Here is a 14669-nt window from a genome sequence, read left to right as displayed (position 1 = left end):
AACATTTCTTTCTTAATGGGTGGCCAAAATCACTGTACCACTACAAACGGATTCATCTTCGACGGTAACACTCATTTTCTCTAGGTTAGTTAGATCTTTTAAGGGGACTAAGTTTGATTGAAAGGAAGAGTTTAATTCTAATGTGTTTAAGAGTTTTAGCTTTCCTAGATCATTTAAGTGAACTTCATTGTTTGTAATAATAAAAATTTCTTCTAAGGATGTGAGATGAGATAAATATTCTACAGTAGCTAATTTATCTACTATAAGAACAAATCTTTTTATGTGGTTCAGCTTAATAGTTTTAAGAAAATCAAAATTAAAATCATCCTCACCTTCATGGACATAAGAAAATATACATATGTATATAATTTCTCCATCCTTATCTACATAATAATTAGTACCCTGTTGAAAGGAACCATTTTTTTGATTGTTTTGCTTCAGTTCTCCCTTGACTTGTGAGAGCTTCATTTATTTTATCAATTACTTTAGCATTGTACTCGTTAAGGGTGTACAACTCCTGAGTAGAGTCAATATTGTTGGAGTGATTATTCATTTTAGTCCCTTAAATTCATGATATTGATTTTCTATAGGTATCGTTTTCAAGTAGATATAGGTTAACTGATTTAAGAAATTAATTAAATTTTATTAGTAGGATAAAAATCAGTTTTACGCTTTCTGTAAAAAGTGAACTTTAATAAAGGTTATAAATGAAGTTTATAGACTACATTTGAGCGGAAAAGCCAAAAGGGTCACCCATTAGAAAGTTCCGGTCAAGCAGGCAGCTGTGTTTCCTTGATCTTTTTATTCAAAAACCAAGTGTTCTTATTATTTAAACTCAATTTAAATATGACTACGCACCTAGTAATGACGTCGATTGGTGTGAATATGCACCAGTCACCCATATGAATTTAGGCAGTTTAATTAAGCATTATTGATGATTAATTAAGGCCATTGGCTTTCGCCTCAGTCATCGTTTAGTACCAATGTCAGTCCAGTTTATGGCTGTGTTTACACACTGCGCTGTAACAAGTCTGTGGTTTATGCTTACACATAACCAACCCTTTGTGGCTCAAACATTGGGCATATCCAGTATTTAAAATATGAGCGGTTAACGTGCAGGCTCAATCAAATCTAATGGTTTTACCAACCCCATTACTAGCTCAACACGTTAACCTAATTTGTATCAAATTGTGTATCGGCCAATTTATTCAGGTTTATCATATTCTCTTTTTGATGCTCAAGTTGCAGTTGTTTTAATGCGACCTTCGCGCTATTTTTGACCTGTTTCGCTTGTAATACTGCCTGATCTATCTCCGGGTTAGACATGCGTAAAATAACACTATCCGGTTTTACCGTCGCGCCAGGCTTCAACAGGACTTCTTCCACTACAGCTGAAAAGGGTACCGTGATTAGGCGTTTTCTTTCAGATTCCAGCACGCCAAATCCTTTGACTTCTAAAGGTAAATTGCCTCTCTTTACCTCAGCAATAGAAAGCGATGACGAATCTACTTTGTGATTTTGGCTCGATTGAAATTTGAATACTATCCAGATTACTAAGAAAATTAAAACGGCTACTAACAGGTAACGGCGATTTACCGTCTTCTTGCTTGATGTGTCACGCTTTATGTCCATGTGAACTCTCTTTTTATAAAAATACTTAGCATGGATTAGCAATAAATCTGCCAACATTTAAGTTGTTGATTTTGCAATTTAAAACTGTTTTTAGATTGTTGTTCTATATTTAATTCTCGAAATCGTAAATTTTTTATTTGTGATTTCGAGAAAAACATATATGTAGCGGGCAAGATACCGTATTTTTTCGGATTGCATAATTTTTTGCATGAATACGCTTTACGTTGATACCAATCTGCTTAATTAAGTGAGCTATTTTGAGGTAAGAAAATCGTGTCGATAACACGGCAAAAATTTCGTTATTTAGTTGTTATCACTAATTGCTCCTGCATTGCTCTACTTCTTGCATCCGTGCAGTCGTATATCAGAAATTTTTGACACAGTTAGCGTCAGGTTTAAGCCCTCAAATTGAATCGAGTATTACTGCGGATTAGTATTAGTCATATTTCACTTGTGTGAGTTTAGTTTACTTTACTTACAGAGGTGTCCAAAATTATTGGATCAGAGCAATACGGTGTGGGGTATTAATAAAAGAGCAAAGGATAAGCCTGATATGGTTTTATTTAACGGCGATGTAACGGTTAGTGGCGCTGGCGGTAATCACCATTATACGTTTAAAAATGGGCGTTATAGTTACATACTACATGTAACCATTATTGGCTGCTATTACCTCACTGCAGGTTGGCTTTAGGTCTTAAAGACGTGAGTAGTTGTTATCCCAAGATGATGCAGAAGCTGCTATTAGAGGTATGTAACCTGAACTCTGGATAATAAATCTAAATATCATTATGGTTCAATATATTAGTAAATCTCTTAACCAGAACTCAGGCTATGTGACAATTTTATTATTAAGCTCTAGCTTTAACAAATGCTGCTATTGCTTCGTCTTTACAATGCTTAAAGAAACAATCTTGAAACCGTGAGCCGCCAATAGCTTGTTTAATAAGGTCGGGGTCTATCGATTCAAGTGCCTTGAGATAATCTTTAGCTATATCTACTTTTAATTGACTTAAAATACCAGCGTTAGTCACTTGAGATTCTTTACGATCAGCTGGATAACCTTGACCTTTTTCACCTGTAAATGCTTTTTCGAAAATGTATTTTATATTTAGCTCAGCACCCCACCCAAAACCTTTTGCATACGGTAAAGCCAGTGCATTACCATTGTTTATTTGTGCAAATAGATATGCATCAGAAGGGTCAATACAATAACCACATGCAACACCCGGAAAAGCATTGCTAGCCATAAGTGCACCTTGGCCTGTGCCACAACCTGTTACAACAAAGTCCACAGCTTTAGAGTTAAGCAATAGGCTGGCGATAATTCCTAGGTGGATATATGTTAATCTATGGTCGTTGTCACCATCCATGCCAACATTAAATACCTGATGATCTTGGGCTTTGGCCACAGTATTAAGTTGCTCAAGTACAATAGGGTTTTTTGCTGCTTGACTAAATTCATTCATTAATGCGATTTTCATAGATTTTACCAAATTAATTAATATTAAATTTATTCTACATTCAATTGCCACCGGTGGCAATTGTGGGTTGTCAGAACAGTAATTTATCCATTATAAAGTTTTGGATAGCTACAGTGATGCACTACTTTAGTTAAAATGCTTATAAATTAATAACCTTTCTCAACTCATTTACTTTTCTTGGTTTAGCGTATTGTTGCTCAATTTTACCAACAAGCTGTTTACGGCTACCTAAATTTTATCTAAATTGTGGTTAGTTGGTTGTCCTATTTTTACTAACGTTCTAATAATTAGTATTTTTATAAAACAGATCTAAGTGGTAGGCTAAAAGTAGTAAGTATAAAATAGTAAGTAATTAAAAATAGTTCTCGCGCGACAAGGAACCCTCCTGTAAAGCGCTTTGCCAAGGAGTTTAGTATGATCACGCTTACCATTAATGGTAATAAACATGAGTTTTCTGGCGATCCGTCAACGCCAGTATTATGGTATCTCCGAGACGAATTGAATTTAACCGGCCCTAAATTTGGCTGTGGTATGGCTCAGTGCGGTGCGTGTACTGTGCATATTGATGGGGTAGCTCAGCGCTCGTGTGTATTACCTGTAGCGGCAGTAGCGGGTCTTTCAATTACTACAATTGAAGGGCTAAGTGAAGATGGCGACCATCCAGTGCAACAAGCATGGGTTGAGCATAAAGTACCGCAATGTGGCTTTTGTCAGTGCGGCCAAATGATGCAAGCGGCGAGTTTATTAGCTGCTAATCCAAACCCAACCGATGATGAAATAGTAAGTAACATGTCGGGAAACATTTGCCGTTGTGGTACATATCCGCGCATTCATAAAGCAATTAAATCAGCCGCTAAAACTATTGCGGGCGTGCAGTATTTTGACCCAAATGAGCAAGGGGAAGAAGTATGAGCCAAGATAATAAATACTTTGATTTAAACCGCCGTCAATTTTTAAAAACCAGTGCAATAGGTGCGTTAGTACTCGGTACTTATTTTGTAGGCCGTGCGCCAAGAGCATTTGCGGGTGTGTTAGAACAGCCATCTGAGCTTGCAAAACGCGCAAACTTATTTATTGCACTGCGCCCTGACGGCATGGTTGAAATAACGTGTCATCGCTCTGAAATGGGTCAACAAATTCGCACCGCGATTGCACAAATAGTTGCCGATGAAATGGAAGCCGCGTGGGATAAGGTTATTGTTATTCAGGGGAAGGGCGACCCTAAATACGGCGATCAAAATACCGATGGCTCGCGCAGTATCCGCTACAACATGCAGCGCCTGCGTGAAATGGGCGCAAGTGTGCGTTACATGATGCAGCATGCTGCTGCTAAGTATTGGAAAGTTGAGCCACAAACCTGTACTGCTAATCAACACGTTGTTACACACAGCTCAGGTAAATCGCTTACTTATAAAGATTTAATCGACCTAGCGCTTACAATAACGCCACCAGAAGCTGACAAACTAACACTTAAAACACGCAAAGAATGGCGCTATATTAATACCGGCATGGCGCACATAGATTTAGCCGACTTAGTAACAGGCAAAGCTATATTTGCAGCCGATGTACGCGAACCACAAGCGCTGGTGGCTATAATTGAACGCCCGCCGGTAGTGGGCGGTGTTGTTAAGTCATTTGATGCCAGTGCTACAAAAGCGATAAACGGCGTTATAGATGTTATTGAAATACCTGCACCAAAAGGCGCACCGCAGTTTCAGCCAAAAGGTGGCATTGCGATTATAGCTAAAAACACATGGGCTGCATGGCAAGGGCGTAAAGCATTAAAAGTCGTGTGGGATGATGGCAAAAATGGGGATTACAATTCAAAAGAATTTAAAAAGTCATTATTAAAAACAGTACAAACTCCACAGGCAAACATACGTGATAAAGGCGATGCTATGGGCGTGTTGGCTAAATCGAGCAATAAATTGGTAGCTGATTATTACGCGCCGCACCTTGCTCAAGCCCCAATGGAGCCGCCTTGTGCAACGGCTATGTACAACAAAGACAGTATTGATATATGGGCTGCTACGCAAAATCCACAAGCCGATATGAAAACAGTGGCTGCAATGCTTGGCATGGATGAGAGCAAAATTAATGTTCACGTTACTATGCTCGGCGGCGGTTTTGGGCGTAAGTCAAAACCTGACTTTTCAGCAGAAGCAGCTTATCTTTCAATGAAAGTAGGCAAACCCATTCGTGTGCAGTGGACGCGTGAAGACGACATACAACATGGCTTTTACCATGCAGTTTCAGCTCAGCACATTGAAGCATCGCTAGATAAAAATGGCGCTATAGAATCGTATTTGCACCGCACCGCATTTTCACCAATTACCTCTACCTTTTCAGAAGGGGCGACTACGCCAGGGAGCTTTGAACTGCGCTTAGGGTTTACCGATAACCCAATTAACACACCTAACATGAAGTTAGAAAACGGTGATGCGCAAGCCAAAGCACGAATTGGTTGGATGCGTTCTGTATCAAATATTTTTCATGCCTTTGCTATTCAGTCATTTATTGGCGAAGCGGCGCACAAAGCTGGCCGTGACCAAAAAGACTATTTACTAGACACTATAGGTCCGAGTCGTATTGTTGATGTAACAGAGCAAAATGCTACATACGATAATTACGGTGGCGATAAAGCGGTTTATCCGTTAGATATTGGCAGGCTGCGCCATGTTATTGAAAAAGTAGCTGACATAAGTAAATGGGGTCGCGAGCTTCCTAAAGGGCGAGGTTTAGGTATAGCAGCTCATAGAAGCTTTTTAACTTACGTAGCGACGGTAGTTGAAGTAGAAGTATCGGATGCTGGTGATTTAAAAGTAATTAAATCGTGGGTGGCTATTGATGCGGGTACGGTTGTAAACACCGACACCGTTAAAAATCAAACCCAAGGTGGTTCTATTTACGGGATTACAACTGCAATCAGCGATGGTATTACCTTTGATAAAGGCCGTGTACAGCAAAGTAACTTTCATGATTATCGCGTACCGCGTATGAGCGACTCACCTCTTGAGATTGAAGTTGAAATTATACAAAGTGATGCACCACCAGCAGGGGTAGGCGAGCCATCTACACCGGTTTATGCGCCAGCATTATGTAATGCTATTTTTGCGGCGTGCGGAAAGCGTATTAGGCAGTTACCAATAGGTGACCAGTTAAAAGCGTAGCTAAATAACTACAGCTTAAACAAAAAAACCGCCATTCGGCGGTTTTTTTAGAAGTTAGCGATTAGTGAGTTTTTTCAAACTCATCAACTTCACGCTCTGCTTCTTCTTTAGATTTACCGTATTGCTGTTGAATTTTACCCACTAGCTCTGTACGGCTACCTTCAATTTTGTCTAAATCGTCGTTGGTAAGATCGCCCCATTTTTGTTGAGCCTTACCTTTAAGTTCGTTCCAATTACCTTTCATACGATCGCTGTTCATAAGTTTCTCCTTACTTAGATTTAATTAACGTTCAGTATAGAAGGAGCAAGGCGTGTACCAATAAGTTAAATTTTTATTTTGCATTTATAATCATGGTGTTATGCTTTTATTGAGGCAGTAATGATTAATGTTGTGAAAACATCCTTAAAAAATGTACAGAGCGGTCTGTAATTATTTCTGATTATGTAACCCTTTATTAAATCCCTTATAACCACATAGCTTTAGCGGCGCGTTTATTTTTGGTTTTTGTTACAATGCACGCAAAGCAATTTTGGGTAAATAGCAGTGCTGCCGGTTCAAGACATATATCAACAACTCGTTACTACATTACAAAGTAATCCTATTACGTTATTACAAGCGCCGCCTGGTGCGGGTAAATCTACGTGGTTGCCGCTGCAGCTTATGCGCGATGGGCATTTTAAACGTATTGTAATGCTAGAGCCTCGCCGAATAGCTGCACGTAATATTGCCAGCTACCTAGCAAAGTGCCAAAACGAGAGTGTTGGGCAAAGTGTGGGCTTGCGGATTAGAGGCGAGAGTAAAGTAAGCGCTAATACGCGCCTCGAAATAGTCACCGAAGGCATGCTAACGCGCATACTGCAAAACGACCCCGAATTAAGCGATGTTGATTTACTGATATTTGATGAATTTCATGAACGTTCAATTGCAGCAGATACCTCACTTGCCTTTGCGCTTGAAACCCAAAGTGCGCTACGTGAAGATTTAACCATTATGCTTATGTCGGCAACGCTTGATACAGAGCGTTACACTGCGTTTTTTGACTGCCCTGTAATTCAATCAAGCGGTCGCAGCTATCCAATAGACGAAGTATACATACCCATAAAAGATGAAAGTCGCTGGCTTGATGCAATTCCTAACATAATAAAACAAGCACTTAATGAGCAAACAGGCAGCGCATTGGTATTTTTACCTGGGCAGTTTGAGATACTACGCGTGCAACAAGCACTGAGCGATTTACCCAGTAACTGCCAAGTTACAACGCTATTTGGCGAGCAAGATAAGGCCAATCAGCAAGCTGCTATTGCTCCTGCACCAAACGGCATGCGCAAAGTAGTGCTTACCACTAATGTAGCCGAAACCAGTTTAACTATTGAAGGCATACGCATTGTAATTGACAGCGGCAAGCGCCGTGCAGCCTCTTTTAATTTAAAAACAGGGGTTACAGAGCTCACAACACAAAGTATATCACGCTCCTCTGCTGTGCAGCGTGCAGGACGTGCAGGGCGAATAGAGCCTGGTATTGTTTATCGAATTGGCTCAAAGCAAACCTTTGAGCGACGTAATAGCCACGACAATCCCGAAATACTCACATCAGACATAAGCCAGCTTATGCTTGAGGCAAAGCAGTGGGGAGCCAGTACTGATGATCTAACCTTGCTCGATAAGCCCACTGAGCAACAATGCGAGCAAGCAAGTAACCTGCTCAACATGCTAGAAGCTATTGATAGCAAGGGTAAGCTCACACCGCTTGGCAGTAAAATGTTAGGTTTTGGTGCTGATATTCGTTTGGCGCATATGCTACTAAAAGCACAAATACTTGATGACCAACTCCCTGGTATTTTTAGGCTCGCTATTTATTTAGTGGCATTACTTGAGAGCCGAGTAAACAGTGCAAACGAGTTGAGTTTAGCGTTGCATAGCCAACAGCAACGTCCGCATCCGGTATTTAAACAGCAGTTAAAATATTGGCAAAGCCGCTTAAAAGTAAAAGACGAAAACAGCGAATTAAATACGCATTATATTAGTTTGCTAGTGGCATTGGCATACCCCGATCGTATTGCTAAAAAACGCGGTAATGGTTACCTACTTGCCAATGGTGCAGGTGCTGAGTTAAATGCCGATTACTGGCACAACGACGATTACTTAGCTATAGCAACCATGGGCGGGCACAAAGGAGGGCGTATATTTGCAGCCACCGCGCTTAACCCATTTGAGTTACAAGAATTTTTACCGCATTTATTTAGTGACCTTACTCGTTGTGAGTTTGATGAAAAATCAGCACGTTTTATTCATCAAGATGAAGTAAAGCTCGGGGCTATAACGCTCAGCAGCCAGCCTAGTAAACAAAAACTAGATAAGAGCGAGCGTGCTAAAGCGTGGCTCAGCTTATTTGCTAAACACGGTTTTGCATTATTTAACGAGCAACCTGATGCGCAACAATTGCTGATACGTATGAGCTTAGCAAGTAATTTAATGCCCGATAAATTCCCGCAAATAAACGAGCAACAACTTATTCAAAATGCAGCGCAGTGGCTAGGCGTGTTTTTAGAAGATATTAAAACGCTCACGCAGCTTAAAAAGTTTAACTACTTTGAAGCATTACAAAACTGTTTTGATTGGCAACAACAAACCGCGTTAAAAGCATTGTTACCACTGCGCTTAACGGTACCAAGTGGCTCAAATATAAAAATAGAATACCAGCTTGATGGCCCCGCAAAGCTAAGCGTGCGTATGCAAGAGGTTTACGGCTTGACCAGTACGCCTATGCTTGCCAACGGTAAGCTGTCACTGCTTATGGAGTTGCTATCGCCAGGTAAACGCTCATTGCAACTTACTCAAGATTTAGCCCACTTTTGGGCTAGCAGTTACCGCGATGTGCAAAAGGAAATGAAAGGCCGCTACCCTAAGCACTTTTGGCCAGATGACCCCGCTAATAGCGTTGCAACCAACAGAGTGAAAAGTAAAATGTAGGTGTTAATTCACTTAAAACTGATTTTGTTTGATTATTGAACTTACTAAGGTAATGTACCTATAAAATATTTTTAGCTACAGGGAATAGTCAATGAGGTTACTTTTAGCATTAGGTTTGGCTTTAGTAACTGCTTTTTCGGCGAATGCTGAAAAGCCACTCGACTTAAATGCGTTTGCGCAGCAGTACTATAAAACAATGACCGCCACACAAGCACCTAACGCAGGTGCTAAAGAGCTTGAGGCTTACCTTGCATTGTTAACCGATGATATTGGCAATCTGCATATTCCGTATCAACCGGATGACTCACGTACTCCAGATGGTAAAAAGCAGATGCGCAAAGGTATGAGTTTTTACTTAGGTGCACACACGTTGTTTGAAAGCACACTGCTTAATACATTTGTGTTTAACGATACAGGCTTTGCTATTCGTTATAAGAATTTTGCAAAAGGTATTCACCCACAAAGTAAGCAGCCAATAGAATACACCTCCACAATGATGGAAGTAATCGAAATTGAAAACGGCAAAGTGGCGATGATCCGCAAATACCATGAATAATACTTAAAGTCTTATAAGCATTTTTATTAATTACTTTTTTGGATGGTAGTTAATCTATGTAAAAGCGTCGTATACAGCTAAATGCAGAGTATCGGCGTGATCTAGGTTTTTAAAATAGCCTAATTTCACTTGGCTTTTATTACCAAAAATAGGCACTATTTTCTTATGCAATCGCCTTCCATTAATTCACCTTCTTTACCAACGTCAATATAAACCGATTGAGGGAACGATTGTGGCTCAAAAGGGCTATTTAGTAATTCATTATTGGCCCACCATAAGCTTGAGCTAATTATTACGTAATAATTAAAAGTTGCAGAGTGATTAAATAAAATATCGCTTGAAAGCAGACCAGCTAATGATTGACCAATTAAAGTATTTGTTGAGTTGGAACGGTATGTTTTATTAATCAGTGGGCGAAGCTTGTCGTTTATAAAACTAATAAAAAAGGTGCTATTAAAAATATCTTTTTCATTCAATCTATTTAACCTGCTGGTTTAACATTAATTGTGCAGTAATTAAGTATATCCTATCCAGGGCGCGAGCATACTTTGTTAAAATTGTTAACCAAAAGAAGTTCTTCTCTAAAAGCATCATCATAACAAGCTCTTACACACTTACTTCTTATTGACCCCTTGCTTTTCGTATGCTGCTTTATCATGTTCCTAACGACGCGTCTAAATAGTGCCATATGTTGCGCACTTAATGGCTCATGTATTTGACAGGCATCTTCTTTAAATACGACATCTAGTATCCAGTGTTGCTGATTTTCTATCAGCCAATGTTGTCTTATTGCTTTATTTATCAATATATTGTCTGTCAACGATGTTAGGTAGTAATGTGTGTCAATACTCGTTCTATTACCCTTCGTTCGCTCTCGTTGCACCGCAACGATTGTCCTAACTGATGGCCAGCTCTCTTTAATTTCACTCGGTAATAAACGCGCATCAAGACAATCTATCGTGTGTACTTCTTTTCGCCCATGCCCTTCATCTTGTGTTACATGACTAAGTATCTCTGAGTTTTCAGATTCATACTGGTGTGTAAATGCATCTTGAATCGCGCTATAAAGTTTCTTTTGATTACCCTTTGCTTGCACTAGATAATCTGCATGTCTGCTAATTAGCTGTTTTAGCGTTTCTTTTTGGCAGTGCAAAGCATCAAGTGTAATGACGGTGTTATTGATATCGAGTATTTTCAATAAATCCCGAACTGCCGGTATTTCATTCGTCTTACTGCCAACTGTTTGGTGGAATAATGTGAGACCTGCTTCACAATCAAATGCTGAGACGAGATGTAATTTATCAGCAATGTGTTTACTTGCTCCGCGAATAGTTTTGCCATCGAAGGCAATGACAGGATGCGCTGACTTAACGCGGTTTTGATTGACCCAGCTATACATCGCGAGTAGTAATGAGTCAGTATCAACGGTTCTAAAAATCCGAGCAATACTATGTCGAGTGGGTATGCCATTTTTGAAAGAACGAAATCCTCTTAACCAATTAAGCTTACTTTCGCCATATATTTCAATATCTTGCCAGTTTTCACACCCTGATGTAACGGCAGTAATAATAAGAAAAAGCACATCAACTAAGTTATGGTGCTGATTTATATGTGAACGATTATCTTTGACGAGTTCTAAATGTGAGAAGAGTGACATAATAAGTTTAAGGTGATGAAATTTATGGTATTAGATCATAAAATTTGTTTATTTACAAAGTGTGATCCCGCCCTGATATCCTATCAGAGCTCAATGGCTTTATCTTAATCCTATGAATCTCTAATACGATTAGGCCCTTTTCGTTTTATGTCTATTTGTGAATTTATACTACGCTTTGATTAGAAATTAATACGTTATAGCGAAGGTATAGTGAATGCATGAGCAAAAAATAAATATACTTTTAATTGATGATGACGAATTACTATTACGTGCACTAGCAAAAACGTTGAGCCGCTTATGTGCAAATGTAACTGTAGCCTGCTTACAGTTACCTAATGAATTTGAACGCTACATAGGAAGTAATAAAACACCCGACATTATTTTTTGTGATTCTATGATGCCACTTTCTTCAGGGCTTAAAGTACTAGAGCACGCTAAAGCGATCTGTCCTACAGCCTTAAGGTGTTTATTTACCAGTGATTTAAGTAGTAACTATCAACTACAAGTTAACAACACAATCCACTTTCATCTTGTAAAACCTTTTACACAAAAACATTTAGTCGCGGTGCTAGACAGCGCTAAGTTATTAAAATTACTTCCTATTCATGCTCCTCATCGCGTTATTTTAGGGCAGCTTTCAGACTTGCCATTTTTAGGTATTGTGACTCAAAACTTATTAAGTGAGTTAAACATAAATGAGCCAAACATTTCTATTTTAGAAAATAATATTAGCCACGACCCTGTATTAACGGGAAAAGTTTTGCAGGTAGCCAACTCCGCATTTATGGGGTTTGATAGTCAAACTACAAACTTAAAAGAGGCGATTATAAGAATTGGTTTAGTTAGTTTAAAGGCGATTGTGGTTTTTTCTGAATTGTCTCAACAATTACTTAATAAGGCTAAGCAAGAGACGCTTAATGAGTTAATTAATAAAGGATATAAAAAAGCAAGTATGGCGCAATCGCTCGCTAAGTATTTAAAGCAAGATAGGCAAACACAGTTGTTTGCATTTGCAGTTGGTTTGCTTAGTGTTATTGGTGAATTAGCTGCTATGTGTATTGTGCAAGATAACGAAGATGAAAACGTGCCTAAGTACGCTCTTAGTGCCTACTTATTAGCGCTTTGGGGGTTTGAAAAGTCAATTGTTAGGGCGCAGTTACTGGATGATTTACCTGTGGATGAGGGGATATCATTAACTGTTATTCATATGATTGTTGAGCATGCTTATTGCCAGCAAGTAATTGAGTTTAATCAAACTGAATATGACTTTATTGATGATTTGAAAATACTAGAAGATGTACAACAATGGTTTTTAAGTTTTAAAAAGTGATACACGAGGGGATGTATGAAAGGTGTTATTTTTAGAGGACTTGAAGCCCTCGTTATTGAAAAGTGCGGCATGGCTGCGTGGGATGATTTACTTGAAAAAAATGCACCTAGTGATCGTATTTATATTTCAGCAGAAAGCTATCCAGATGAAGAAATAGTGGGGTTGGCGCAAGATGTAGCTGATGCTTTATCTATGTCTATGCCTGATGTTTTAAAGGCATTTGGTGAGTATTTATTTGGTCACTTAAGGGGCCGGCACCCTACAATAGTTGAAAACTTTAATGGGTTTGCGGACTTAATTATGGGTATCGATAAGGTGATTCATGTTGAAGTTGCAAAACTATATCAAGAGCCAAATTTACCAGAAATTAAAGCAGAGCTTATTGAAGATGGATTTATTTTGATGCATTACTATTCCAAAAGGCAGCTGTGCATGTGCGCTGAAGGGCTTATTTTTGGTGCAGCCTCTCATTATGGTATTGAGGTGGCGCTAAATCATGTTGAATGTATGCATAATGGTTTTGATAAATGTGTAATTGAAGTTAAATATGAGATTGGCAATGAGTGAAGATACCCACAACTACAAAAAAGCATACCTTCGTGAAAAAGCAGCAAGAGATGAACTAGAGATGCTACTTGAGGATAAAACACGCGCATTATTTTGTGCAAACCAAGATCTTGAAGAAAAGCTTAACATGTTAAAAAATCAGCAGGTTACTCTTATGCAAAGTGAAAAAATGGCTACTTTAGGGACGCTATCGGCAGGTGTTGCCCATGAAATAAATAATCCACTGGCATATGTAACAAGTAACCTTGAAAGTATTAAATTTTTTAAACCTACGCTGATAGCATTAATGACTGTTGCAAAACAATATATTAATAAATCAATATCTGCTGCAGAGATGGAAACATTACTAATAAAACTTGATAAAGAAAGTGATATTGATTTTATTTTAGATGATCTAGATGAACTATTAAATGATACGCATGAGGGATTACAGCGAATTGCGGCAATTGTTAATAACTTACTTAATTTTGCTAGACCAAAAAATAATTCCATGGCTATGGCTAATATTAGAGAGTCGCTAGAGGGGGCTATTAAGTTACTCGCTAATCAATTAAAAACATGCAACATAACGTGTTCGGATGATGAGTTACCATTAAGTTATTGTAATTTGTCGGCAATTAATCAAATCTTCGTAAACCTTTTACTAAACGCTAAATATGCCTGTGATTTAGTACAAGACCAGCAAGGAGAAATTCTTGTTAATTTATTCTCAGACGAGAAAAATATCTACATTGAAGTGTCCGATAATGGCTGCGGAATGGATGAAAAAACAGTCAATCATATTTTTGAACCATTTTACACTACAAAGCCTGTAGGTGAGGGAACTGGAATGGGAATGGCTATTGTATATAACGTATTAAAGGAACATAAGGGATCTATAGAAATTGAGAGTGAGCTTAACAAGGGCACTCTAATGCGTTGTATATTACCCATAATAACACTGCCAGACTCATCTCTAGCGTGTTAAAAGTAATTAACGTATTTATATTTAATAAATTACGTATGAGAGGGGTTTTGTTTACTTATATTTCTTTACCTGCGTGTCGCTCAGCTAGGTCATCAAGTTCTGCAATAGTGTAATCAAACCCATTTTCGTCATACTCATAGCTTACTTTTACACTGTCGCCACCATTAAAAAGACGAGTTTTTACATCGTTAACAGACCAATTTTTTAGTTCATGTGAAAATCGGTTGGCAACTTGTGAAGATTCAAAACGATAGCTAATTTCTGTTTTCATAAATAATAAAGCCCAGGCTAATTTAAACCACCGTATTTTTTGTGTTTTTGAGGGTTAGTCAAGCTTC

15 protein-coding genes are annotated in these 14669 nt (G+C 38.6%); 8 read left to right on the top strand and 7 right to left on the bottom strand.

Annotated features, from left to right (window positions below; genetic code table 11):
• Positions 1–12: 12 nt before the first annotated feature.
• Together P4S65_RS17215 and P4S65_RS17210 are read right to left on the bottom strand one after the other, a co-directional pair.
• The gene (locus tag P4S65_RS17215) at positions 13–468 is read right to left on the bottom strand and encodes a hypothetical protein (RefSeq protein ID WP_337120657.1); all 456 of its coding nucleotides are present in this window, start codon (positions 466–468) and stop codon (positions 13–15) included.
• Between the two features lie 705 nt (positions 469–1173).
• Positions 1174–1632, bottom strand: coding sequence for a hypothetical protein (locus P4S65_RS17210; RefSeq protein WP_337120656.1), 459 nt, complete (start codon positions 1630–1632; stop codon positions 1174–1176).
• Between the two features lie 553 nt (positions 1633–2185).
• Between P4S65_RS17210 and P4S65_RS17205 the strand changes: the two genes are divergently transcribed.
• A complete protein-coding gene (locus P4S65_RS17205) occupies positions 2186–2323 on the top strand; it encodes a hypothetical protein (protein WP_198403029.1) in 138 nt (45 codons plus the stop codon).
• Between the two features lie 157 nt (positions 2324–2480).
• Here P4S65_RS17205 and P4S65_RS17200 read toward each other — a convergent pair whose 3' ends face one another.
• Positions 2481–3113 (bottom strand): RpiB/LacA/LacB family sugar-phosphate isomerase, encoded by a 633-nt coding sequence (locus P4S65_RS17200; RefSeq protein WP_007376162.1) that lies wholly within the window; start codon positions 3111–3113, stop codon positions 2481–2483.
• Between the two features lie 414 nt (positions 3114–3527).
• On the opposite strand from P4S65_RS17200, the gene P4S65_RS17195 reads away from it, so the two are divergent.
• Together P4S65_RS17195 and P4S65_RS17190 are read left to right on the top strand one after the other, a co-directional pair.
• Entirely contained in the window at positions 3528–4025 is a 498-nt protein-coding gene (locus tag P4S65_RS17195) for a (2Fe-2S)-binding protein (protein WP_170072025.1), read from the top strand.
• Positions 4022–6283 (top strand): xanthine dehydrogenase family protein molybdopterin-binding subunit, encoded by a 2262-nt coding sequence (locus tag P4S65_RS17190; RefSeq protein ID WP_337120655.1) that lies wholly within the window; start codon positions 4022–4024, stop codon positions 6281–6283. The genes P4S65_RS17195 and P4S65_RS17190 overlap by 4 nt, the downstream gene beginning before the upstream one ends.
• A 61-nt stretch (positions 6284–6344) precedes the next feature.
• Here P4S65_RS17190 and P4S65_RS17185 read toward each other — a convergent pair whose 3' ends face one another.
• Positions 6345–6542: a CsbD family protein gene (locus P4S65_RS17185; protein WP_008132353.1), complete on the bottom strand. Its 198-nt coding sequence runs from the start codon at positions 6540–6542 to the stop codon at positions 6345–6347.
• A gap of 285 nt (positions 6543–6827) precedes the next feature.
• On the opposite strand from P4S65_RS17185, the gene hrpB reads away from it, so the two are divergent.
• Both hrpB and P4S65_RS17175 read left to right on the top strand, forming a co-directional pair.
• The gene (hrpB, locus tag P4S65_RS17180; protein WP_337120654.1) at positions 6828–9254 is read left to right on the top strand and encodes an ATP-dependent helicase HrpB; all 2427 of its coding nucleotides are present in this window, start codon (positions 6828–6830) and stop codon (positions 9252–9254) included.
• 91 nt (positions 9255–9345) lie between these two features.
• Positions 9346–9810, top strand: coding sequence for a nuclear transport factor 2 family protein (locus P4S65_RS17175; protein ID WP_337120653.1), 465 nt, complete (start codon positions 9346–9348; stop codon positions 9808–9810).
• A 155-nt stretch (positions 9811–9965) separates the two neighbouring features.
• Here P4S65_RS17175 and P4S65_RS17170 read toward each other — a convergent pair whose 3' ends face one another.
• Together P4S65_RS17170 and P4S65_RS17165 are read right to left on the bottom strand one after the other, a co-directional pair.
• Positions 9966–10286, bottom strand: coding sequence for an alpha/beta hydrolase-fold protein (locus tag P4S65_RS17170; RefSeq protein ID WP_149615300.1), 321 nt, complete (start codon positions 10284–10286; stop codon positions 9966–9968).
• A gap of 50 nt (positions 10287–10336) precedes the next feature.
• The gene (locus tag P4S65_RS17165; RefSeq protein WP_337120652.1) at positions 10337–11467 is read right to left on the bottom strand and encodes an ISAs1-like element ISPsesp1 family transposase; all 1131 of its coding nucleotides are present in this window, start codon (positions 11465–11467) and stop codon (positions 10337–10339) included.
• Between the two features lie 214 nt (positions 11468–11681).
• On the opposite strand from P4S65_RS17165, the gene P4S65_RS17160 reads away from it, so the two are divergent.
• From P4S65_RS17160 to P4S65_RS17150, 3 genes are read left to right on the top strand one after another with little or no spacing between them, the layout of a single operon-like run.
• Complete coding sequence (locus P4S65_RS17160; protein ID WP_337120651.1) at positions 11682–12797, top strand: HDOD domain-containing protein; 1116 nt, start codon at positions 11682–11684, stop codon at positions 12795–12797.
• 15 nt (positions 12798–12812) lie between these two features.
• The gene (locus P4S65_RS17155; protein WP_033030793.1) at positions 12813–13364 is read left to right on the top strand and encodes a heme NO-binding domain-containing protein; all 552 of its coding nucleotides are present in this window, start codon (positions 12813–12815) and stop codon (positions 13362–13364) included.
• A complete protein-coding gene (locus tag P4S65_RS17150; protein WP_033023292.1) occupies positions 13357–14331 on the top strand; it encodes a sensor histidine kinase in 975 nt (324 codons plus the stop codon). Before P4S65_RS17155 ends, P4S65_RS17150 begins: the two co-directional genes overlap by 8 nt.
• 55 nt (positions 14332–14386) lie before the next feature.
• Here the strand turns inward: P4S65_RS17150 and P4S65_RS17145 are convergent, their stop codons facing one another.
• The gene (locus P4S65_RS17145; RefSeq protein ID WP_007376172.1) at positions 14387–14602 is read right to left on the bottom strand and encodes a hypothetical protein; all 216 of its coding nucleotides are present in this window, start codon (positions 14600–14602) and stop codon (positions 14387–14389) included.
• Positions 14603–14669 lie beyond the last annotated feature (67 nt).

The sequence above is a fragment of the Pseudoalteromonas sp. B131b genome (assembly GCF_037162545.1).
Classification (GTDB): Bacteria; Pseudomonadota; Gammaproteobacteria; order Enterobacterales; family Alteromonadaceae; genus Pseudoalteromonas; species Pseudoalteromonas fuliginea.
The sequence above is the reverse complement of the archived record's forward strand: the minus strand, read 5'-3'. Positions and strand labels throughout refer to the sequence as shown.